General features: G+C 61.1%; 15 protein-coding genes, 1 pseudogene and 1 riboswitch. Of the genes and pseudogenes, 3 read left to right on the top strand and 13 right to left on the bottom strand.

What is annotated here, in order from left to right:
• From CKO42_RS14435 to thiC, 9 genes and pseudogenes are all read right to left on the bottom strand, one after another.
• On the bottom strand, positions 1-594 hold a 594-nt coding region (locus CKO42_RS14435), incomplete at its 3' end, for a hypothetical protein (RefSeq protein WP_200245277.1).
• Positions 595-711: 117 nt separating this feature from the next.
• A complete protein-coding gene (locus tag CKO42_RS14430) occupies positions 712-1,986 on the bottom strand; it encodes an HlyD family type I secretion periplasmic adaptor subunit (protein WP_200245269.1) in 1,275 nt (424 codons plus the stop codon).
• Positions 1,987-2,075: 89 nt separating this feature from the next.
• The gene (locus CKO42_RS14425; RefSeq protein ID WP_242479398.1) at positions 2,076-4,844 is read right to left on the bottom strand and encodes an ATP-binding cassette domain-containing protein; all 2,769 of its coding nucleotides are present in this window, start codon (positions 4,842-4,844) and stop codon (positions 2,076-2,078) included.
• A gap of 231 nt (positions 4,845-5,075) precedes the next feature.
• Positions 5,076-5,933: pseudogene (locus CKO42_RS28550) on the bottom strand (ABC transporter transmembrane domain-containing protein); the annotation flags it as partial.
• A 42-nt stretch (positions 5,934-5,975) separates the two neighbouring features.
• Positions 5,976-7,691: a LuxR C-terminal-related transcriptional regulator gene (locus CKO42_RS14420; RefSeq protein WP_274608924.1), complete on the bottom strand. Its 1,716-nt coding sequence runs from the start codon at positions 7,689-7,691 to the stop codon at positions 5,976-5,978.
• The gene (locus CKO42_RS14415; protein WP_200245257.1) at positions 7,688-9,646 is read right to left on the bottom strand and encodes a TolC family protein; all 1,959 of its coding nucleotides are present in this window, start codon (positions 9,644-9,646) and stop codon (positions 7,688-7,690) included. The genes CKO42_RS14420 and CKO42_RS14415 overlap by 4 nt, the downstream gene beginning before the upstream one ends.
• 318 nt (positions 9,647-9,964) lie before the next feature.
• Positions 9,965-11,776, bottom strand: coding sequence for a translational GTPase TypA (gene typA, locus CKO42_RS14410; RefSeq protein ID WP_200245255.1), 1,812 nt, complete (start codon positions 11,774-11,776; stop codon positions 9,965-9,967).
• 204 nt (positions 11,777-11,980) lie between these two features.
• Complete coding sequence (locus CKO42_RS14405; RefSeq protein WP_200245247.1) at positions 11,981-12,925, bottom strand: bile acid:sodium symporter family protein; 945 nt, start codon at positions 12,923-12,925, stop codon at positions 11,981-11,983.
• A 103-nt stretch (positions 12,926-13,028) separates the two neighbouring features.
• Positions 13,029-14,921 carry a phosphomethylpyrimidine synthase ThiC gene (gene thiC / locus CKO42_RS14400; RefSeq protein WP_200245245.1) on the bottom strand — a complete coding sequence of 631 codons (1,893 nt, stop codon included), beginning with the start codon at positions 14,919-14,921 and terminating at the stop codon, positions 13,029-13,031.
• 64 nt (positions 14,922-14,985) lie between these two features.
• Positions 14,986-15,081: riboswitch (TPP riboswitch) on the bottom strand.
• Positions 15,082-15,237: 156 nt separating this feature from the next.
• Here thiC and CKO42_RS14395 point away from each other — a divergent pair.
• Entirely contained in the window at positions 15,238-15,708 is a 471-nt protein-coding gene (locus CKO42_RS14395) for a hypothetical protein (protein ID WP_200245243.1), read from the top strand.
• 184 nt (positions 15,709-15,892) lie between these two features.
• On the opposite strand, the gene CKO42_RS14390 is transcribed toward CKO42_RS14395, so the two are convergent.
• Positions 15,893-17,488, bottom strand: coding sequence for a mechanosensitive ion channel family protein (locus CKO42_RS14390; protein ID WP_242479396.1), 1,596 nt, complete (start codon positions 17,486-17,488; stop codon positions 15,893-15,895).
• A gap of 165 nt (positions 17,489-17,653) precedes the next feature.
• Here CKO42_RS14390 and moaA point away from each other — a divergent pair, with 165 nt between their 5' ends.
• On the top strand, positions 17,654-18,655 hold the full coding sequence (gene moaA, locus CKO42_RS14385; RefSeq protein ID WP_200245241.1) for a GTP 3',8-cyclase MoaA: 1,002 nt from the start codon (positions 17,654-17,656) through the stop codon (positions 18,653-18,655).
• Positions 18,656-18,788: 133 nt separating this feature from the next.
• Here moaA and CKO42_RS14380 read toward each other — a convergent pair whose 3' ends face one another.
• Both CKO42_RS14380 and CKO42_RS14375 read right to left on the bottom strand, forming a co-directional pair.
• Positions 18,789-19,607, bottom strand: a complete 819-nt coding sequence (locus tag CKO42_RS14380; RefSeq protein ID WP_200245238.1) for a mechanosensitive ion channel family protein — start codon at positions 19,605-19,607, stop codon at positions 18,789-18,791.
• A gap of 41 nt (positions 19,608-19,648) precedes the next feature.
• Positions 19,649-21,136 (bottom strand): antitoxin, encoded by a 1,488-nt coding sequence (locus CKO42_RS14375; protein ID WP_200245231.1) that lies wholly within the window; start codon positions 21,134-21,136, stop codon positions 19,649-19,651.
• Between the two features lie 267 nt (positions 21,137-21,403).
• Here CKO42_RS14375 and CKO42_RS14370 point away from each other — a divergent pair, with 267 nt between their 5' ends.
• Positions 21,404-21,937 (top strand): DsrE family protein, encoded by a 534-nt coding sequence (locus CKO42_RS14370; RefSeq protein ID WP_200245229.1) that lies wholly within the window; start codon positions 21,404-21,406, stop codon positions 21,935-21,937.
• 50 nt (positions 21,938-21,987) lie between these two features.
• Here CKO42_RS14370 and CKO42_RS14365 read toward each other — a convergent pair whose 3' ends face one another.
• Complete coding sequence (locus CKO42_RS14365) at positions 21,988-22,626, bottom strand: MarC family protein (protein WP_200245227.1); 639 nt, start codon at positions 22,624-22,626, stop codon at positions 21,988-21,990.
• Between the last annotated feature and the right edge of the window lie 343 nt (positions 22,627-22,969).

The raw sequence follows: 22,969 nt of genomic DNA, 5'->3' as shown, positions 1-22,969 counted from the left end.
CGTATCGGTATCGGTATCCGTGTCCGTATCGGTATCGGTGTCCGTATCCGTATCCGTATCCGTGTCCGTATCGGTGTCGGTATCGGTATCCGTATCCGTGTCCGTATCCGTATCAGAATCTACAAAATCAACCGGCTCACCGAAGTCTTCGGCAGCACCAAATGGCTCGACAACGGGGAACTCGACGGGGTCCGCCTCAAAATCGGGATCTTCAGTGGGAGTGGGAAATTCAACGCCACCCTCGGGGAGGGGTGCATCAACCGGCGGAACAGGATCTTGCGTTCCGGAGGAAGTCGTGGGGTCTTCCAACGGGGGCTCGCTGGACCTGACCTCTACGGTGGACTCCTGAGGCCCGGTTCCAACTGCGCCGAGATCTTCATCAGAAGGAATGAGGTTGTCACGGGTGCCAACGAGAATGTTTTCGTTGCCCTCGCCTCCCTCCGAGTCGGGTGGGGACGTAAGTTCCTCTGGATTGTCTGGATCGTAGCCGCCAACATCCTGGAGCGCAGTCAACTCGTCAAACGCAACCTGTTGGTCGTTGTCGGTTGTGTTTTCTAGCGCCTCGTCAGGCTGCGTGTTGTTCGGTTCGGCCATGGATACCACCAACCCTTGTCGTTTTATTCCTCACTACTCAAGGATAGGGCCCAGGGTCGATACCGGCTAGCTGGCCAAAGGTTATAAGGCCGCACTGAACGCGCTAGCCATCATGCACTAACGTTCTCTGAAGGCACGCGATAGGCCGTCGACGATCGGCTTGCCGAGGTATCCGAGTAAGGTCTTCTTACCAGTGATAATTTCCGCGTCAACGGCCATGCCAACCCGTAGCGGATAGGCCTCGGGATCGTTGCCAACATAGGGCGCATCAAGCGCTACCCAGCCCAGAAAATAGGCGCCACCATCGTCGGCGACGACGCTGGAGGCGGCAATCCGCCTGAGATTTCCCTTGGCGAAGCCATATCGAGAATAGTCGTAAGCACTTACGCGGAGGTTAACCGGTTGGCCAGGTTCAACATAACCAATATCGCGCGGCTGAATACGGACTTCGGCCTCTAGCAAGGCGCTGTCAGGAACGATTTGCATCAAGATCTCGCCCGGCTGTATCACTTGCCCAATCGTCTGAACTCTCAGGTCAAGCACATATCCAGTGATTGGTGAGACCACATCAAGCCGATTTACCCGAGCGTCAAGCCGCTGAAGTGTCTCTTGAACCTCTGCAATTTCAGCCCGAACATTGCCAAGCTCGTTCGCCGCATCGCGCTCAAGCTGATTACGCGTGTCGATCAGTCGCATTTCTGTTTCAGCGAGCTCCTCGCTCACCAGGTCGATTTCTTCAATCAGCCGCAGGACTTCACCCTCCGCCGTCACTTGAGCTCGCCGGGTTTCTAACACCGTGGTGCGATCGACGAGCTTGCGCTGACCGAGTTTTTCGCGCATCGCAAAGAGTTCTCCGGTCAAGGCTTGATGCTCTTTGGCGGTGGCGAGGGCGTCTTTAAGCTGATCGATCCGGCGCCCGCGCTGATCGATCTGTCGCTTGAGAATTTCAAGCGTTGAGTCCCGAGTGGCCGTCTGGCTCAGAAAAATGGCACGCTGATCAGCAACCAAGCCCGGATAGGTGTCGGCGTATTCTAAAAACGCCGGCTCCCGCTCTTCGATGAAGGCCTGCAGACGCTCAGCCCTGAGACGGAGCGAGACGAGCCGCGCGCGCATCTGCAGCTGATCGGCTTCAGCCTGCGCGCCGTCGATGGTGAGGAGCAGATCGCCTTCGTTGACCAGTTGCCGCTCTTCAACCTCAATGGAATCGACGATGCCGCCGTCGAGATGTTGCACGGTCTTGATCTTGCCTGCTGGAATGATCAAGCCAGGAGCGATAGCGACCTCGCTCAGTTGGGTCATGCCCGCCCACAACAAGAACGCCACCACCACAGCGGAGATGATGTAAAGCACCGGTCGGAAGAACTCGGGAACCAACTCCTCTTCGATCCGCACCGTTTCCGATAGCAGCCGGCGCTGTCGGCCAGACAGCTGAGCCTTCAAGGGAGACTGATCAGCATTCGGTTGTTGTTTCCCGTTCTTCATCAGCGCTTACCTGCCTTGCGGCCCGTTTGCGTCGTTTGATAGGGCCCGACGGACTCAACGCGTGCATTGCGCATCGAGACAACGACATCAGCCAGCCTGAGGTGCCCCGGCCGCACGGTCACGACGACCAGCGTGGCACGCCCGTGCAACCAGTTCAGGCAGCGCATGAGCGCCGCCTCACCCTTGTTATCTGTTCCCGTCCCGGGTTCGTCCATCAAGACGATGGGCGCCGGTTTCAGCATGACGCGCGCCAGCGATAGACGCTGCCGAAATCCGCCGGGCAACTCATTGAGTCGACCACCGGAGATCCGGGTGTCAAGCCCGTCCGCGAAGCTATCAGAGAGAATCCCAGCCATCCCAGCCGCCCAAATGACTTCTTCCTTAGTCGCAGCAGGATGGTTAAGCATCAGGTTTTGCGCGATCGTGCCATAAAAAATATCGCAATTCTGGGGCATATAGCTGATCCGACTGCGGAGATCCGCCGCTGTCAACTGGCGGATATCGACGTCATCCATCAAAACACTGCCGGCCTGAGGCGCATACAGGCCAAGCAACAATTTCAGTAAGGTCGATTTGCCCGAGCCACTTGCGCCGGTGATCGCGACGAACTGCTTTGGCGCAATCCGAAAACTGACGCCGAGCAAAGACGGATCGACATCATTGGAGTAACGGAAAGACACGCGGGATACATCAAAAGCACCAGGGCTCTCCGGCCGCAATGATTGCCTGACGCCACGCGCATCTTCGGTAGGCAGTCGCATCAGAGCGTCGAGCTGTTTGACGTTCTCCTTGATGCGCGTCGCTGCATTGGCCGACACAAACAGATTTTGCATGGGGCTGGTGATCCGCCAGATCAGGATCTGCGTCGCGATCAGGGTACCGTTGGTAATCTGACCACGAATCGCCAACCACGCCGAGATCACTAAGGCGCTGAGTCCAGTTAAATTAGCGATGATCTGACCCGTCATACGGACATACTGGTTGAGGCGATTTTCCTCACCTCCCGCAAAGACCGATCCGGCACTCGAGTTGCGTAAGCGCTTGAACCAGATGCCCTGTGATCCGGTTTGACGAATGGCCCGCATCGACGCAAGCATTTCATCGAGAAACTCGGTTCGCGACGCCACTTGCTTGGATGACGTGCTCAATAGCAAACGACTTCTCTTTATAGCGACCCACGCCGCTAACACGAACGCTGAAACAGACACCAGCAACAAGACACTCATCCAAGGATTGATGAGGATCAGCGCCAATATCAAAATGGAGGTTGTCGGCAGGTCAAACGTCAGCAGCGCAAGCGGCCCGACGAAATACTCGCGCAGCCGAACCAGCCCCCGAATCCGTCGTACCTGCCTGGCAACCGGCACCTTATCGAGCGCCGCCGCAGGCAGTCCAAGCAACTGCTGGGTCAAGTTGATGCCGAGTAGATAATCGGCCCGCCCAGCAATGAACGCGAGCAAGCGTCCTCGCGACAGGCTCAGTATCCAGCCGAGCAAGACGGCGATGAGCGCGCCAATAACCATGCTGATAGCAACCGAAAAATCACCGACCGGGATGATGAAGTCCCAGGTGGCACGCACGAATAGCGGTGGCGCCAGGCTCAGCACCGTCGCCAATAGACTGACCACCAAAATGATGCGGCGATGGCGCTTGAAGCGGTTTGCAATGGCACCAATCCACTGCCCGTTACCCTCGTCGCGGGCATCGTCGGCTTCCGCCACAAAGGCATAATACTCGCCACGCTGCGCCAGGGATTGAACGCTGGTCTCAACGCCCGTTGCGCCATCGAGGACTCTCAGCAGGCCGTCAGCGTCTCGGCCCAGCACCAGGCAGCTATGCTCATCCTCGGGCAGTAACAGACAGGGCAGCAAACGGTCATCCGGTGCCTCCCGCAAGCGGCCGATCGCCGCGGGCCGATAACCCAAATGAACCAGCGTTGAAAAAAAACCGGAGAGGTCGATCTGCTTGTCGAAGTGCGGCAACGCCTCCGCCAACTCCCGCAGGCGGCCATGCCAGCCCAGCGCTTCAAGCAGTGGCAATAGACAGCGCGATAGATCGGTCTGCTCAGTGAAGCGCTGCTGCATGATCACTGCGGGATCAGAAGCAGGCTCGGGCCTTAGATCTTCCTCCTTGCGCAGGTCGGGCAATGGCAGCTCAGGCGGGGCTCCTTCAACGAGGGCGCCGTTGGCGAAGTGATAAATCTGGTCAGCCAGCACCAAATAAGAAGGTCGGTGCGTCACCATCACAATGGTGCGCTGCTGGCGGTTGGCTTCTAGATACCGGCGCACCGTCTGGTCGGTGTCCATATCGAGGAACACATTCGCCTCATCGAACAGAATCACATCCGGCTCATGCACGAGCGCCCGCACAACGCCAATCAGCTGACGGGTGCCACCGGACAGTATTTCATTGCCGAGCTCGCCCAAACGGGTCTCGTAGCCAAACTTCATGCCAGCGACGAAGTGATCCAGCCCCAGCTCGCGCGCGAGCGAAAGCGCGCGAGCATTGAGCGTCTCGTCGAACATGGTCAGGTTTTCGAGGATGGTTCCGGCAATCACTTGGGCGGATTGCGGCATCAAGCCGATACGCGTGTGCACCGAACTGGACGCAAACTGCGACAGCGGCTGGCCATCGACGAGAACCTCGCCTCCATCTGGCTGCTCAGCACTGCACAGCAGATTCAGCAAGGCCGTCTTTCCGGTGCCGCTGTCACTTTGGATGGCGATGCAGGCGCCCTTGGGTAAGCGCAGGTTGAGTTGCTCGAACAATGGCTTATCGCGATACTGAAGCCGAACATCGCGCAGTTCGAGGCCCTCGGTGATGGGCGGCAGCGGAGGTTTATTGGTGTCATCAATGATGGGCAACGCCAACAAGGCCTCCAAGCGCTCGCTGGCTTGCTGGAAGGCGTCGATCTGAGTCCGCACACTCAGGGCGCGCCGCAGAGGCCGCATCAGCCGCATCGACAGGATCAGGCAAGCGGCCAATCCACCAGGCGTCATCTCACCGCGCATGACAAACCAGGAACCGAAAAAGATGATGCCAACGACCATCAGCTGCGAAAAATAATGGCCAACGCGATCAATCCGGCTATCGATATCGGCGCTGAGCTCGCTGACTTCAGAGGTGGCGCGCTGCAACCGCTCGTACCGGCGCAACATGAGGTTTTCCATCATCATTGCCTTAACGGAATGAATCCCGGAAAAGACCTCGAACAAAAAGCCAGAGCGGCGATCCTCCTGCCCAACCTGGCCTGCACTCAACAAGCTGCCGTCGCGTGCGTAGCGCGCCATGATGAGGACGATGATCAGAATGATCGCGAGCGGATAAACCACCAGGACGCCACCAATCAGGCCGATCAAGATCAGGAACAGCGCGACAAAGGGCAGATCCAGTAAGCCAAGCACCGCCTCACCAGAATGGAACCGAGCAACCCGGCTCGCGTTGCGGAGCTTTTCCGCATAGGCGCTCGGCTCTTCATGCTCATAATCTCTGAGCGGAACCTGAAACAGATGCTGAGTCACCTGCATCGTCAACTGATGTTCCTGGCGCGCGCTTAGCCAATTGGTAATCACGCTGTTAGCGAGCCGCAGCGCCTGTTCTAACAGGAGCGCAATCACCAGCCCAATTGCTAGGAAGGTCAGCGTCGAGAGTGCCTGATTGAGGATGACGCGATCGAGAATCTGCAGGATGGCCAGCGGCAGAGCGAGCGCCAGCAGGTTCGACAAAAAGGCGCTCACCGCAAGCCCGGGCAGCACCTGGCGAAACTCAGAATTTCGGAACAACTGCGCGATCGCGCCCACCGGCTTGTTGGGAGCCGGCTTTTTTGAAGCCGGCTTTTCTTGAGCCGGCTTTTCCATCCTGTCTTTTGTCATGAGCGTTGTCGTATCAGTGCTTCAGCGTTAGACAAGAATCCCCGCCACTCCATGCTGAACAAGTGCATTCGCGAAACTAACCCTGCGACTCCCATCCAACCCGGAGGATGCAGGCGTTATGTCCAGATCCCGCTGCTCGTTGGCTTCAGACAACTGCAGTAATCCGGCACCCACAGCTGCGTGCACCTGACCCTCGATCTCCTCTCGCGGCATAGCTGTCAGCGTGTGGAGGCGCTCAAACGTGCAGGGCGCACGCGCCTCATTCAGCACCTGTAACAGGCGCCAATCCAATCGATAACGTTTAAGCTCACTGGCCACAGCGAGTAACACAGGAAGGCTCATCGGCTGCTGCAGGTCGGCAGACCATTCCAGGGCGAACAGCGGCACGCCTTGCGTGGATTCCAGCAGCGCCTGCGCATCCAGCTGCCGCGGCAGCTGGCCTGAGTCCATGGCGCCGACCATCGCGCTGGCCAAGCACTGCTCCAGACCCGCGGCATCGAGCCCAGGCAGCGCAACGGCCTCAAGTGCATCAGAGAAAGACGTACGCGCGGTCAGGACGACTCGATAACCGGCGCCGCGCAATGCCAGCACTTCAGCCAACAGCGCCTCTCGGCTCGCGGGCATCAACAGATCTACATCGTCGATCACCAGCAACCGCTGCCCCACCTTCGCAGCCGCGCCAATAGCACCTACCGCTGCCTTCACCGACGACGGGGCGCCCGTATCGGCATCGTAGAGCGCGCCAGCACGCGCCTCGGGGAGCGTCCGCAAGTAATGCGCCATGCCACCCTGGGTTCTCGTCCATGCGACTAGCGACCGGCACAGGTGAGATTTCCCGATCCCCTGACGCCCCAGCAACTGAATACAGGACCCGGACGCCCCAGGGCCCGGCACTGAGGTCAGCCGCTGCCAATGAGCGGGGTACAACGGTGGCTCAGCCTTGAGTGTGAAATCCAAACTCAAGAGCCGCTCAACGCTCGTCAGGCTGAGTGGACCCTCGACGACCGATGGCTCAATGCCGTGAAAGACCTGAAGAAGACGGAGAAATTTGTCACCAAGCCCGAGTGTTCCTGGCAGGCACTGACCCAGTCGGCGACGCGTGACGGCAATCACCGGGGTTGCGACCGTATCTCCCGTCCAACGCCCGCGCGGATCGATACTGATCACCGCCATCCCGCAATCGAGTGCGGCGGTGAGGGCAGCCGGGTCCAGCCCCCCTTGCGCCTCTAGCCGATCCCGCAGATTGCGCAGCAGCAGCAATGCCCTGATGGCGTCCCAAACCGAGGGCGCGCGCATCCCAAACAGCAGGATGCCGCCCTGCTCCCCGCGCGCCAACGGGAAGGCACGGGCATCAGCGGCCACTTCTTTCAATGCGGCACTGAATGCCTGCCGTGACAACGGCTCTAGCACGGGCGGGATTGCGAAGGCGAGCACAATGCAGGGTCGGCGGATCAGCAATACCTCCCCAACACCCTCTGTGCCAGCGAGGTCGGCAAGATCGGCCGTCGCTGAATCGGGTTCTGAGGTGAACTCCTCGACGAGTAGATCCTTGCCTTGAGCGACCGCCATACTGCGGTTTTGCACATTCATGCGCTTAAACAGCGCCGCGATATGCTGCTTAACGGTGCCGAGGCTGATCTCAAGCTCGTTCGCGATTTCCTTATTGGCCTTGCCCTTGCAGAGCAGGCTCAAGATCTGTCGCTGCCGCGGCGTCAGCTTAAGCTGGCGAGCCGACCCCTTCATTTCGTATTCTGATCCGGGACTCGTCTATCACCGGCAGGCGGGTAAGGAACTGAGGGATCAGGCCAGGGGAAACGTCCGACAATGACCGCAGCAGCATCATAGGCGTCGACCGAGCAGCGCGTTTGCGCCCGTCGCAGACTCAAACACCATGCTTCCGCCTGCTGCTTTTGCGAAAACGGCTCAACCGCGAGCCGGTACCAAGTCGCCGCCTCGTCCTCTGGTGGCAGCGTCGGGATCGGATTGAGCGCGAGCAATGCATGCCCATTGACCTGACTGGGGAAGCGCGTCTGCAGATCGCGCCAGGTCGCCTCGACACCTTCACGGGCATGGATTCCCGACAGACTCACCAGCCACGCTTGTGTCTCCTTATCACCCTTAGCTACGAGACCCAGCATTGAGAAGCCACGCTTTTTCCGTGGCGGTTTATTCCTGTACCAACCATCACTCGGCGGCCAGCGATAGGTGATCGTCAGCGGCGGCAGATCGCTTGCCAGCGCACTGGCCAGATCAAGACGCGGACGATGACCATCGCCGGGCAAAGGCTCGCGTAGCGGCGCTCCCCCACCCAACGCAGAGAATAAATCCACATAGCCCTGATAGTGATCGCCATTGAAGCGATAGAAATCGTCGAGATTGCGATGATAGGTCCTTGCCGTATCCAACCAGGTCAAATAATCAAGCACCCCGCCAAGGTAGGCCTCTTGACTGTTTGACCAAGCACGCTGTGCGGCATTGGTCGCTTCCTGCTGGAGATCGAGTCGCTGTTGGGTCTGATCAATCGATGAGAGCGCACCTTCCACTTCGATACTGGCGCCATAGATGACTCTGACATAGGTTTCCAGCAGCTCCTCATAGACCGCACGCGAATAGTCGATTTCGCGTTTTCGCCGACCCGCATCGAACACCGTTGCCGATAAATTGGCGACAAACCGCATAAAGAGGGTATGCGGCATGAAGACCTCTTCGAGAAACTCACTGCCGAAACCAAACTCGCCCGTCAGATCAAGCGGAGGCATCACGCGCGCCCGCGCCACATCGATATTGGCGTCAGCCGATAGCAGCCCCGCCTCGACAGCCCTGACATCAGGCCGCTGCAAGAGCAGCGCAGCCGGCACTCCCGGCTTGACACCTGGCTTGTCCAGCGATTTCAGTCCGTAGTCTGGCAAGCTGACACTGTCCGGCAACCCGCCAAGCAGCGCCACGAGCCGGTTCTTGACCCGGACCTGCTCCAAGGCAATGGCCGGCATGTCGGCCTGCACACTTTTGACCGCTGTGCGCTGCTGATCGACATCAATCACGGTCGCATCACCCGATTCCAGCCGCTCCAGCATGCCATTGAGCATGTTGTCGAGCACCTTTTCGGTCTCGACAGCAACCTGCATGCGATCGTTCAGCGTTAGATAATCGACATAGGCCCTGACCACATCACTGGTCAGCTGCCGCATCCGCTCATCGTAATCGAAGACCGCGCGCCAAAGCTCATAGTCCGCCGCCTCAGCCAGGGACTTGAGCTCACCCCATAGATCAACCCGCCAATCGCCGCGCAGACCAACCTGATAGGTTTCACCCACCTCCATGTCATCGCCCCGCGCGCGCGCGCCGATGCCTCCATCGGGTGCTTCGAGTTCATACCGTGCCGGTGCTTGTACCTCAGGCAGGCGCCCCCCTTCAGCCTGGGAAGCCCGCGCCAGCGCCTGCATGACGCGCTGCGAAGCAATGCGCAGGTCAGGATCATTGGCGATGGCGCGATCAACCAGCTGATTCAGGTCTTCGTTATCGAATAACCGCCACCAAAAGGCGAGCGCCGCCTCTTCGGGATTCGGGTCCCATATCGCACGATCGCCGCGTAGCGGATTGGCGAATTCACCCGATACCGGAATCTGCGGGGTCTCGTAACGGGATCTTTTGCTGATACAACCGGACAGCGGCGCCAGCACAAGCACCAACAGGGTCATCGCCAAAACCCAGCGAAGACATCGCCAAGACCTATCCAGTGACACGCAGCCAGGGGTTATAAACAGCAATCGTCGCATCGCAAACCCACAAAAACCCCTTGATCATAGCACCTGTCCAGCGTTCACTGTCTCTCAAGCACAGCAGCCAGCACTGACCAACGATGGCCGATCAATTCAGACCTGCCAACGTTGACTGGCCAATCGCGCTTATTACCGTAAATCTCACGCGGTTAATATTCCGGATTGGCACCGCGCCATGAACGTTAGTGTAGACCATTAGCTCGAACAAAACCGCGGCCCGAGCTTCGGGAGTTGCATCTACCCTCGCCCGGCCCGCTTGCGCTCATGCTCCTTCAAGAAGCGCTTGCGAATACGAATCGCAGTGGGGGTAATCTCGACCAGCTCATCATCTTCGATGAACTCGAGCGCCTGCTCAAGACTGAAGCGCACTGGCGGGGTCAGCAGGATATTCTCATCCGAGCCGGCGGCACGGATGTTGGTCAGCTGCTTGGCCTTGAGCGGATTGACAACCAGGTCGTTCTCGCGCGAGTGGATGCCGACGATCTGCCCCTCGTAGACCTCATCGCCTGGCGAGGCGAGCATGCGTCCGCGCTCCTGCAGGTTAAACAGCGCGTAGCCGAGCACCTTGCCTTGGCCGTTGGCGATCATCGCGCCGTTGCGCCGCTTGGCGATGCCGCCCGAGTGCGCCGGCCCATAATGATCGAAGACGTGGTACTTGAGCCCAGTGCCCGAGGTCAGCGACATGAACTCGGTCTGGAAGCCGATCAGCCCACGCGAGGGCACCTCGTAGTCGAGTCGCACCCGGCCCTTGCCGTCCGGCACCATATCCTTGAGCTCGGCGCGACGCTCACCAAGCGCCTGCATGATCGCGCCCTGGCTGGTCTCGTCGACATCGACGGTCAGCTGCTCATAAGGCTCGCAGATCTGACCATCGATCTCGCGGAAGATGACCTCCGGGCGCGACACCGCCAGCTCATAGCCCTCGCGGCGCATGTTCTCGAGCAGGATCGACAGATGCAGCTCGCCGCGCCCGGAGACCCGGAACTTCTCCGGATCATTACCCTCCTCCACCCGCAGCGCGACGTTATGGATCAGCTCGCGTTCGAGCCGATCCTTGAGCTGACGCGAGGTCAGGTACTTGCCTTCCTTGCCGGCAAACGGCGAGGTGTTGACCTGGAAGGTCATCGACACCGTCGGCTCATCCACGGTCAGCGACGGCAGCGCCTCGACCGCGCTCGGGTCACAGAAGGTATCCGAGACGTTGGGCGCATCGATGCCGGTCAGTGCGACGATATCGCCCGCATGGGCGCTCGGCACCTCAAAGCGATCCAGCCCCAGATAACCGTAGACCAGCCCGACCTTGGCCTTATGCGTGCGGCCATCGCGCTTGACCACCATGATCTGCTGATTCGGCTTCACAACACCGCGGCGGATGCGACCCACCGCGATCGCGCCGACGAAGCTCGAATAGTCCAGCGTCGAGACCTGCATCTGAAAGGGCGCGTCCGGAATCACCTCCGGCGGCGGACAATGCTCGACGATGGCTTCGAACAGCGGCGTCATGTCGCCCTCGTGCACGGTCTCATCGAGGCTAGCGTAGCCATTGATCCCCGAGGCATAGATGATCGGGAAATCGAGCTGCTCATCGCTCGCCCCAAGCCGGTCGAACAGATCGAATACCTGATCGACGACCCAGCTCGGGCGCGCGCCCGGCCGATCGACCTTGTTGACCACCAGGATCGGCCGCAGCCCATGCTGAAACGCTTTGCTGGTGACGAACCGCGTCTGCGGCATCGGCCCCTCTTGGGCATCGACCAGCAGCAGCACCGAGTCGACCATCGACAGCACGCGCTCGACCTCACCGCCGAAATCGGCATGACCGGGGGTATCGACGATGTTGATGCGGTAATCGTTCCAGTCGATCGCGGTGTTCTTCGACAGAATCGTAATGCCCCGCTCTCGCTCCAGATCGTTGGAGTCCATGACCCGCTCGACCGGGCCGAAGCGATCGCCGAGCGTGCCCGATTGGGACAGCAGTTCATCGACGAGGGTGGTTTTGCCATGATCGACGTGGGCGATGATGGCGATGTTGCGCAATTGCTCGGTCACAGGACAGATAGCTCCAAGGCCATCGGCAATCAGCTGCCAACGACCAAACATCAAGGATCAATGAGAAGGGAGAACGGTGCTCGGAGACGCCGCGAGAGGGAAGACACATCACCGCCGTAAGAACGCATTATGCACCGAAAAGGCCTCAGCCGGGACCGCCGTGAACAGGCTATTCGCGTCCAGTAACCGGCGCATCAGGTCTCTTCATTCCCGGGTGTTTGCGCATCCCTGCGGCTGCGGGGGCCGCCGCGACCACCAGGCCGCCAGCAAAGAGCCAGAGAGGTTGTGCCAGACCGAGAACAAGGCACCCGGCAGCGCGGCCGCCGCGGAAAAATACTGGACCGCCAAGGCCACCGCCAGCCCTGAGTTCTGCATGCCAACCTCGATCGCCAGCGTGCGCGCGGTTCGCTCATCACGCGTCGCCAGCCAGCCAAAGCCATAGCCCGCAGCCAGCCCGATGCCGTTGTGCAGCACCACCGCCAGCGCGATCAGCCAACCCATGGTCGCGAGATTGGCCTGATTCAGCCCGACGACGATGGCAATGATGGCGACGATCGCCACCACTGACAGCAGCGGAAACAGCTGCTGCAAGCGCGCGAAACCCGACCAGCGCCGCCCGAACAGGCTGTTGATCAGCACCCCAAGAGCCACCGGCAAGAGCACGATCTTGACGATCGAGAACAGCATGGCGGCGACGGGCACTGGCACCCGCTCACCAACATAGAGCCAGGTCAGCAAGGGCGTTGCGACGATGGCGAGCAGCGTCGAGACCGTGGTCAAGGTGATCGAGAGGGCCAAGTCACCCCGCGCCAAATAGCAGACCAGGTTCGATGCGGTACCGCCCGGACTCGCGCCGACCAGCACCAGCCCGGCCAGCAGGGCCGGCGGCAAGCCAAGCGCAAGGGCCACCGCCCAAGCCGCAAACGGCATCACCAGATACTGCAGCACAAGCCCCAACCCAACACGCCCCGGGCGGCGCAGCACCGCGCCGAAACGCTGCCAGGTCAAGGTCATGCCCATACCGAACATCACGCTGCCGAGCAGCGGCACGATCAGCGGTTTGCCTGCAGCAAAGAACTCCGGCTGCCAAAACGCGAGCAACGAGAAGAGCAGCGCCCAGAGCGGAAAGAGGGTCGTGATCCATGTCATGCAGTTCAGCCCCGCCAATCGACAGTGACAACCCGTCCTTCAAAATGGCTCAGCGCCACCCGCTGGTTGCACCATCGGACGCAGAACACAAGGCTGGTCTCGCTCAAACCTCACGATAGATCCGCGCCCCTTCTTCCAAGAACTCGCGCGCCTTCTCCTGCATCCCCGCCTCCAGCGCCATCTCGGCATCCTCGAGCTGGCGCGCCTTGGCATAGTCGCGCACATCCTGGGTGATCTTCATCGAGCAGAAGTGCGGACCACACATCGAGCAGAAGTGCGCAACCTTGTGCGATTGATGCGGCAGGGTCTGATCGTGGAATTCGCGCGCGCGATCGGGATCGAGCGACAGATTGAACTGGTCATCCCAGCGAAACTCAAACCGCGCCTTCGAGAGCGCGTTGTCCTGGATCTGCGCGCCCGGCAGGCCCTTGGCGAGGTCAGCGCCATGGGCGGCGATCTTATAGGTGACGATACCTTCGCGCACGTCCTGCTTGTCCGGCAAGCCGAGATGCTCCTTGGGCGTCACGTAGCAGAGCATGGCGGTGCCGTACCAGCCGATGTTGGCGGCGCCGATGCCGGAGGTGATGTGGTCATAGGCCGGAGCGATGTCAGTGATCAGCGGGCCGAGGGTGTAGAACGGCGCCTCGAAGCAGTCTTTGAGTTCCTTGGTCACATTCTCCTCGATCATCTGCAGCGGCACATGGCCGGGGCCTTCGATCATCACCTGCACGTCCTGCTCCCAGGCAAACTTGGTCAGCTCGCCGAGGGTTTCCAATTCCGCGAACTGGGCCCGGTCATTGGCGTCGGCGAGGCTGCCTGGGCGCAGTCCATCGCCGAGACTGAAGGCGACGTCGTAGGCCTGCATGATCTCGCAGATCTCAGTGAAATGGGTATAGAGGAAATTCTCCTGATGATGCGCCAGGCACCATTTGGCCAGGATCGAGCCGCCGCGCGAGACGATACCGGTGAGGCGATCCGCGGTCAGCGGGATGTAGCGCAGCAGCACGCCGGCGTGGATGGTGAAGTAGTCGACACCCTGCTCGGCCTGCTCAATCAGGGTGTCGCGGAACAGCTCCCAGGTCAGCTCCTCAGGCTTGCCCTCGACCTTCTCCAGCGCTTGATAGATCGGCACGGTGCCGATCGGCATCGGCGCATTGCGCAAGATCCACTCGCGCGTCTCGTGGATGTTCTTGCCGGTCGAAAGATCCATCAGGGTGTCGCCGCCCCAGCGTGCGGACCAGACCATCTTCTCGACTTCTTCCTCGATGCTCGACGTAGTGGCCGAGTTGCCGATGTTGGTGTTGATCTTGACCCGGAAGTTGCGGCCAATGATCATCGGCTCGAGCTCGGGATGGTTGATATTGGCCGGGATGATGGCGCGGCCGGCGGCGATCTCAGCGCGGACGAACTCCGGCGTGATCTGCTCCGGCAGGTTGGCGCCGAACGACTGGCCCGGGTGCTGGCGCAGCAGCTTCGCGTAGCGCGGATCAGCACGCAGCTCATCGAGCCGCAGGTTCTCGCGGATGGCCACGTATTCCATCTCGGGCGTGATCAGGCCCTGGCGCGCATAGTGCATCTGACTGACGTTGCAGCCCGGCTTCGCCCGGCGCGGCGTGCGGATGTGCTCGAAGCGCAGAGAGGCCAAGGCCGGGTCCTGCTGGCGGCGACGACCGAAGCCGGAGGTGGGGCCATCGAGCAGCTCGGTATCGCCGCGCTCTTCGATCCAAGCGCTGCGCACCTCCGGCAGGCCGGCCATCAGATCGATCCGCGCCGCCGGGTCCGAGTAAGGCCCAGAGGTGTCGTAGACATAGATCGGCGGATTCTCTTCGCGGCCGTCGCTGGTCAGGGTCGGCGTCTGCTCGACCTCACGCATCGGCACGCGCAGGTCAGGCCGGGAGCCCGTCACATAGCACTTACGCGAGGCGGGAAACGGGCGGGTGACCTCATCGGACAGGCGGGCAGTGGTCTCGAGGAAGGCTTCAGGGATAGCACTCATGACGGCTCCTTAGGAACGATGGCGAACCAGCGTGCGAGGAACCGACACGAGCCGACCGTTAAACCGCGGCTCGACCTGGCTTCCCTCCGCCGGTACGAACCGGATCAGGTGATTAGGGGACTCTCTCAGCCCAGGCATACGGGCACCCCCAGCAGGACGCCGACAGACGCTATAGAAAGCGGCCAGGGATTTCAAGCGAGGAAACCCGGCGAATCCTGATGCAACAATCCTGCGACTGCGATAGGGTTGCCTGCAAACATCCGATCAACCAAACATCCGATCAACACATCCCATCAACACATCAAGGAGCAACCCTATGAACACGCGATTGATCCTCCCCCTCTTTGCAGCGCTGTTCCTCACGCTGAGCGGTTGTGGCGACGGCGGCAACGGCGACGATGGCGTGGCTGAGCCTGCGGGCGAAGGCTCGACTGAGCCCGCGAGCGAAGGCAGCAGCTCGACCATGGATGCGGTCAAGGTGAAGGCACAGGCCGCCATGGATAGCGCTGCTGAGGCCGGCAGCCAGGCCATGGACGCCCTCTCTGAGGCCGCCGGCGTTGCCAAGGATCAGGCCGAGATGCTGAGCGCGCAGGCTGACACCGAGACGCAAGACATGATCGGGCAGGTCAAGACCTACCTCGAGAAGAACAATCTAACCTCGGCCGAGGATCTGATGGCCAAGCTCGTCGAGCTGAAGGACTCGCTGCCAGAGTCGGTTCGTGAGCAGATCGACGCGCTTGAAGGGAGGCTCGACAAGCTGCAGGGGCAGGAGCAAGGGCAGGAGTAACGCGCGGCCGAGTCCCCCGGCTCAAGCTCAGCTCAGTCCATCATTCGCAGGCGGCCTGCTCGACGCGGCCGCCTTGCTGAATAGAGGGCCGCAACCTTTCCTTCTGCTGATCAGCGATTTTGCTCTTGCAGCGCGGGGCGGGACCAGCGCTGTGCCTTAGGCCCGCAGGCAGCGGATCTGCGGTCTAACCCCGGCGCTCGCCCCGATTCCCGCGCAAACGCCGCTCGATCCCATCGCGGACATCGCGCAGCGACAGCCGCCGCACTGGGCGCCGGCTCGCCACTCGCGCCGCATCCGCCGCATCGAGCCGCGTCTTGACCACGCCGGCCAGGTATTCACCCAGCTCTGGGCGCTTCGTAATCAGCTCCCGCACCGCATCGAGGTCGATCCGAATCAGGGTCACATCGGTATTGGCGATGAACTCCAAGAAGTTCTGCTGCGTGGTGAGCATCTCCGAGATGCCGAAATGCTTGCCCGGTCCGAGCGTCTCCACCACCTTCGGGGAGCCATCCGGCAATCGGATCGCGCTGTCGACCAGGCCACCAATGATCACGTAGAAGGCATCGCTAACCCCACCCTCGGCCAAGATCTGGTCACCAACATCGAAGTACCGATACTCGCTGCGCGCGGCCAACTGATTCAGCTCGTCGTCATTCAGCACTCCGGCGACATCGAGACTGCGCAAGGCCAAGGCCACTGTCGGCGGCTCGGCGCGATTGGTGTGCGCGCGGCGCGTGCGCATCTCGGTCACCTCGGGCGAGACCTCGATACCCGCCTCTTGCAGGCCCAGATGGATCTCGCGGTAGAGCTCCTCTCGTGCTCGGAACATCGACGGATAGTTCTTCAGATGCACCCAGACCATATAGCTGTAAGGCACCTTCGAGGCATCGGAGAGGCGCACGACCGGATTCGGAAACTTCAGCACGCTATCGCAGCGCATCGCCGCATCCAGGAGCAGGGCACAGGCGAAGCGCGGCGAGACCTCGGCCGGAATATTGACGAAATACCAGGGCGCGTAGAGATGATGGTCGCTGTAGTAGTTCTTCAGCGACGCACTCGCCATGCGGCCATTCGGGATCACGACCGTGGCGTTATCCCAGCCCCTGAGCCGGGTTGCTCGCCAATTCAGGTCAACGACCTGGCCGACCAGCTTCTCTTCCGGCAGCTCGAGCCAGTCGCCGATGCGAAACGGCCGCTCGATCCCAAGCGAGACCCCGGCGAACAGATCACCGAGCGTGCGCTGCAAGGCGAGGCCGATCACACCCGCGGCGACACCGGTCGAGACCCAGACACCAGTAAAGGAATAGCCCTGCTGCCACATGAACAGCCCGACCGCCACCAGCATCACGGTGACATAGAGCAAGGCCTCGATCAGCTTCGGGATATGCTCGTTGCGATTCTTCCGCCGCCGGCGCTGCTTGGCGACCACGGTCACCACGTGACCCATCGCCCAAGCGGCGGTCAGGTAGACGAAGAAGTCGGTCCACCAGTCGACCGGATCAATCAAGCTCGGCAGCTCCAAGGCTCGCAGCGCATAGCGCAACAGCCCGCTGATGATGATCACCCACATCGGCAACAGGATCACATCCAGCAGTGCCGTCATGAGCGGCAGATGCTCTGCCAGCGGCCGCTTGCCAACCAGCAACGTGCCGATCTTCCAGATGAAGACCAACACCAGCAGCCCAACCAACAGCTCCCAGTAGCTGTCGGTCAGACCGTCAATGAGCTGTTGCAGCGCCGTCATCTGGTCAGCATGCACGATTGCAGTTGTCGCATCCAATCCGCTTGCATCCAATCCCCTAGTTTGCTGTTGTTGTTTGTTTGTCTTTCGACCAGACCTCGCAGAATCAGCGACAATGCTAGCGACGTCCTGCCGAACATCCTAGCCGTTCAGCACCCTGATCACCTGTTACAGCATCACTGCTTGCCCTAAGAGCCTGACCGCATGTCCACCGAACGCCCTGCCCTGATCGACCGTTTTGGCCGTCACGTGACCTATGTCCGCCTCTCGGTTACCGATCGCTGCGATCTGAGGTGTGTCTACTGCATGGCCGAGGACATGACCTTCCTGCCCCGAGCGCAGGTGTTGACGCTGGAAGAGATCGCCCGACTCGGCCGCTGCTTCACCGAGCTCGGCGTCACCAAACTGCGCGTCACTGGCGGCGAGCCGCTGGTTCGGCGCGATGTGATGACGCTGTTCGAGGCGCTGGGACCGCTGCCTGGCCTCAAAGACCTCACCGTCACCACCAACGGTACCCAACTCCCGCGCTTTGCCGAGCGGCTCAAGGCCGCGGGTGTTACCCGTATCAATATCAGTCTGGATTCGCTGCGACCCGAGCGGTTCCGTGCCATCACCCGGAAAGGCGATCTCGCGCAGGTGCTCGCCGGTATCGAAGCGGCGCGTGCAGCCGGGTTTGCACGCATCAAGCTCAACAGCGTCATCCTCAAGCATCGCAATCATGACGAGGTCGTCGACCTGGTGGGCTTCGCCCTGGAGCGCGGACTGGATATCGCGTTCATCGAGGAGATGCCCCTCGGCGAGATCGGCGAGCACGACCGCTCCGAGGTCTTCTATCCGAGCGAGCAGATTCGCGCCGATCTCGCCGAGCAGTTCGAGCTGATTCCGACCACCGAGCAGACTGGTGGCCCCTCGCGCTACTGGCGTGTCGCCGGCGCCGAGACCCGCGTCGGCTTCATCTCGCCGCATAGCCACAACTTCTGCGGCAGCTGCAACCGCGTGCGTGTCACCGCCGAAGGTCGACTGCTGCTCTGCCTCGGCCAAGAGCACTCGATGGATCTCCGCCGCGTGCTCCGCGCCAACCCACTCGATGACGAGGCGGTCAAGCGCGCCATCATCAAGTCCATGGCGATCAAGCCCGAAGGCCACGACTTCAATCTCGAGGCCAAGCCGGTGATCTTTCGGCACATGAATGCGACCGGCGGTTAACAGCCCATCGCAAACGTGGCTCATTCCGCACCAGCTGTGCTGAGTAGTCGTCCATTTTCTCATTCCCGATGATCCCCTACCGTGGCGCTCAAATCGGAAAGCAGTTGGTGGACGCTTTCTTAGCGCTCATTCGCTAGCCGGATGCCCCGGCCGGCTCTGGTCGTGCCGGCACGGCGGCCATCCTGAAGCCTTGGCGCAATAGCTCAGCCTTGGCGCGCAAGGTCAGATCCGTGGCAAAGCGAAATTGTTGGCGCGCGTCGATCGGATAGGCGCGCAGCCGGTAGCGCGTCCCCCAGGGCTGCTCTGCGGCGACCACCGCGATCGGCTCACCGAGCGCAAGGTAGGGGCTGGTGAGCGCGACATCGAAGAGCAGCTCGCGAACCCGAGCGCCATCATGGGCTGGATGCAGATAGAAGTCCGCCGTGCACTGCAATTGCGGGCTGCCATTGTTGGCGTTCGAGATCGGCTCGGTCCAGAGCTTCGCGTGCGGGATACTGACCAGATTGTCGTCCGGCGTCACCAGGTTGACCGCGCGCATGCCGACATGGGTCACCTCGCCATAGGTATCGCCGATCTGCACCCAATCGCCATTACGATAGGGCGCCTCGCCAACCGCGACGATGCCGGCGACCAGACTGCTGGCGTAGTCCTTGAGCGCGAAGCCGAGCGCCAATCCAAGCGAGCCGAAGATCGCGACCATGTTCTGCAGCGAGGGCTCGATCAGGGTCGGCACCGCCAGCAAGAAGGCACCGATGACGATGATCAGGCGTAACAGCGGCACCAAGGCCAGCAAGTAGTGCCGGGACTTACCGTGCAGCCGGTTGGCGAGCCAGGGCAGCGCTTTCTGCACCAGCAGGATCAGCGCGACAGTGCCAAACAGGATCAGCGTCAAGTCGAGCAAAGCGCCAGTATCAAGCCGGCGAAAGAGGTCGTTGATCGTTTCAGTATCCATGGTGCTGGCTCAGCGCATTAATCAGCGCACTAATCAGCGCATTAAACATCGTCAACCAAGAAACGACGCCCGGCGAGGAAGCTACGCACGGCGGCATAAGCGAACGCCGTGACACGCCAGCAGCCGTCGGGCTCAGATCGGATCACCTCCACGGCAGCGAGCTGCAGCAGCAGGGAGTGCGTCTGGAAGCGCGCATGTGGTAACAGCCCCTCAACGACCTCGGTCGGCAGCCCATCGTGGAGCAGCAGCGCGTGTAGGATCAGCGCCTCGGCCTCATCCAGACCGCTCGGCAGCTCAAGATCGACCGCCGGAGCCACCCAGATGGTTTCGACCTTGGGCTTGTCGCCGGTCTTGTCACTGCCCCTGTCGCCGGTTTTATCGCCGGCTTTGTCGCCGACTGTATCACCCGCTTTGTCGCTGGCTTTATCGACTGCCTTACCGTCTGCCTTGTCAGCCGTTTTGCCGCCTGCCTCCTCGCCCGACTCGTCGCCCGCCTTGGCATCAGACTCATCATCGGCCTCGGCCTCGACGGCCTCCGGCTTGTCTGGCTCTGAGCGCAGCCGCGAGCGCCAGAGCTGCAACGCCACACCAGGGTTGCCGCGAGACTGTGCTGCCAGATAGCGCAGCTCACTGGTAACCCCGATCTCCTCATCATCGTTCACGGACAACAGCAGATTGCCGCTCTGTGCATGACGGAAGCGGCGCGGGCGCAGGCTGTGTGCAACCGACAACCTATTTGGCAAACCTGTCGACGTGCCAGTCGGCGTAACGGTCGGCGTTCCCTTCTGCTTAACAGTCGGTGAACCCGTCGGCGAACCGGTCGACAACTCAGCCGGCCCCCCAGCCGCCAGCTGGCCGAGCCAGTTCGCCAGCCGCTCGCCATCGAGCGCCTGTAGCGTCAAGGCGCGCACAGCCTGCGTCGGCACCACATAACGCAGATAGGCCCAAGCCCAGCTGTCGCAGCCGATCAGGCCGAAACCGAGCTTGCCGCTGAGCAGGCGGTCGAACAGCTCGCGCACCAAGCCGAGCCCAGCCGGATGGCGTAGCCAGCAGCGCTCGAGCCGTGGCAACGTCCAAGGGGCGTCGCCAGCCGGCAAGTCGGCGAGCCAGCCGGAGTGGTCGCCGGCAACGATCTCATAGGTCGGGCTCGGGATGCAGGCGGCAGCTTGCTGAGCTGCCCAGGTCTCGAGCAGGCCTGCATAGCCGGCAGCGGGCGGGCTGATGATGAACCAGGCGGGATCGAGCTTGGAGCGCTGCTCAAGGGCTTGTTGCAGCAACTGCGCGGCTGGGTGCCAATCGATCGGACTGATGATGGCCTCCAGACGCTCGGGCTCGAGTCTGTGCAGCTCGTCCTCGGTCTTCACCGGCCCCTGCGACGCTGGCTGGCGGCGTCCGAACAGCCGCATCAGCGACGACAGGCCGCGCCGTGCGCTGGTCGCGGTCGGCGCCGAGGGCAGCCGATAATCGGACAACCCAACCAGCTCCCAGATCGGACCTTGCTGCTCAGTCTCAGAATCGATAGAAGCCATGGCTCAAGCTGAACCTCGTTATCTCAGTATTGGTCTCCTGACGACGCCTGCTCGAGTCTACTCGAAGCCGGTTACGGCACGGTCGAAAACCGAGCACCCTGCCCCATAATTGAGGGTGATGGACCACCGCAAGGCGCGCGAGCGCTTCAAGTACGGCAGGGTGGCCGCGAGTGCTGCCAACGCCGTGCCTCGCGCAATCATCAGCCTCGGCACGGCTTTACTCTCTACTCAACACCAAACGACAACAACCATCAGAGGTCTACTGCGATGTCCCTCCCCCTCACCTTTCGCCTCCGGGCCGGGGCGCTCTGCCTCGCCGCCTGCTATCTCGTCGGTGCCGGCACCCTCACGCTCGCGGCCGATGCCCCTGACACCAAGCCCGACGACAGCCGGGCGCTCGCCAGCGTCGAGACCGGCAAGGTCGCCTGGGACATCAACGTAGGCAACCCGGAGAAGCTGAGCCTTTATCTGAAGGTCATGGATGAGACCTATGAGGATCTCAAGCGCCAAGGCGTCGAGCCCGAGATGGTGTTCACCTTCCGCGGGCCATCGCTGCAGCTGATATCAACCCAGCACACCGATGTCCCCTTGGATCAAGAACAGCACTACGAGGCCGTCGCCGAGCTGATCAAGACCCTGCAGGCAAAACCGAATGTGCACATGGAGGCCTGCTCAGTCGCCGCCCGGCTCTTCAAGATCGACCCCGGCACGCTGCTGCCAGGTATCGACTTTGTCGGCAACACCTTCGTCTCGCAGATTGGCTATCAGTCCAAGGGCTACGCGATGATCCCGATCTTGTAAGGCGATAGCCCGCAGTGCATGGCGCCCTTCATGCACTGCTCGAGCTCGGACTATAGCGGCGGCAGCCCCAGCCACTCCTGAAAGGCGCCAAGTATCATATTGGCAGCGATCGCGCTGAGTATGACGCCCATCACACGCCGCAAGACATTGGCGCCGCCCTGGCCAATCACCCGCATGATCGGACTGGCCGCCAACAGGATGAGCAAGAACAGGAACAGGGTCGATCCAAGCACAGCGGTGGTGATCAGCTGATCGATCACAGCGTGCTCACGATTATCAGTCAGCAAAACCACGGTCAACATCGCCCCTGGCCCTGCGATCGACGGGATCGCAAGTGGATACACGGCCAATGAGTTGATACTGCTGCTGGAATCTGTATGGGACGCCGCCGAAGGCCCGGTACCGGGCGCATGGGCGCCAAGGCTCATCTCGATCCCATACAGAAGCAGCAACAAGCCTCCAGCGACCTGAAAGGCCCGCAGCGGAATGCCCATTTGGATCAGCAATAGCTCGCCGACAACAACAAAGAACACCAGCACGGCGAAGGCGTACAGGATCGCGAGCGCCGCAGCTTTGCGGCGTTGACCAGCCTCGAGACCCGCGGTCACCGCGAGAAACACCGCCAGCATCCCGAACGGCTCCAGCACCACAAACAGGGTGACGAATTCAAAGACCAGTTTTTCCGTCATCGCTAATCCGCTTATCCGCTTATCCGCTTATCGAACAGACTCAAGCTGATCGCGCAACCACTGGCCCGACCATGCGAGGCTGCATCAAAGAGGATTCGAGCAGCGTTTGCAACCAGTCACGCGCTGCTGCGAAGCGTCGAGACCTGATCCGGTCGGCCCATCGATGCTGCTCAAGCACGGTTGGTTATCGCGCCGATCATTGATATCCGTCAATTTACCGGGGTTCTGAACCGGCCCACTGGCCATTCATGAGACGGATCAAGGTTTACAAGCCCCTGCTCGCACAGCATGACATCAGAGACCAACGCTGACGACAGCTTCACCTCGCTGAGGATGCCGCCCA

Source organism: Lamprobacter modestohalophilus (genome assembly GCF_016583905.1).
GTDB classification, from domain to species: domain Bacteria; phylum Pseudomonadota; class Gammaproteobacteria; order Chromatiales; family Chromatiaceae; genus Lamprobacter; species Lamprobacter modestohalophilus.
The sequence above is the reverse complement of the archived record's forward strand: the minus strand, read 5'-3'. Positions and strand labels throughout refer to the sequence as shown.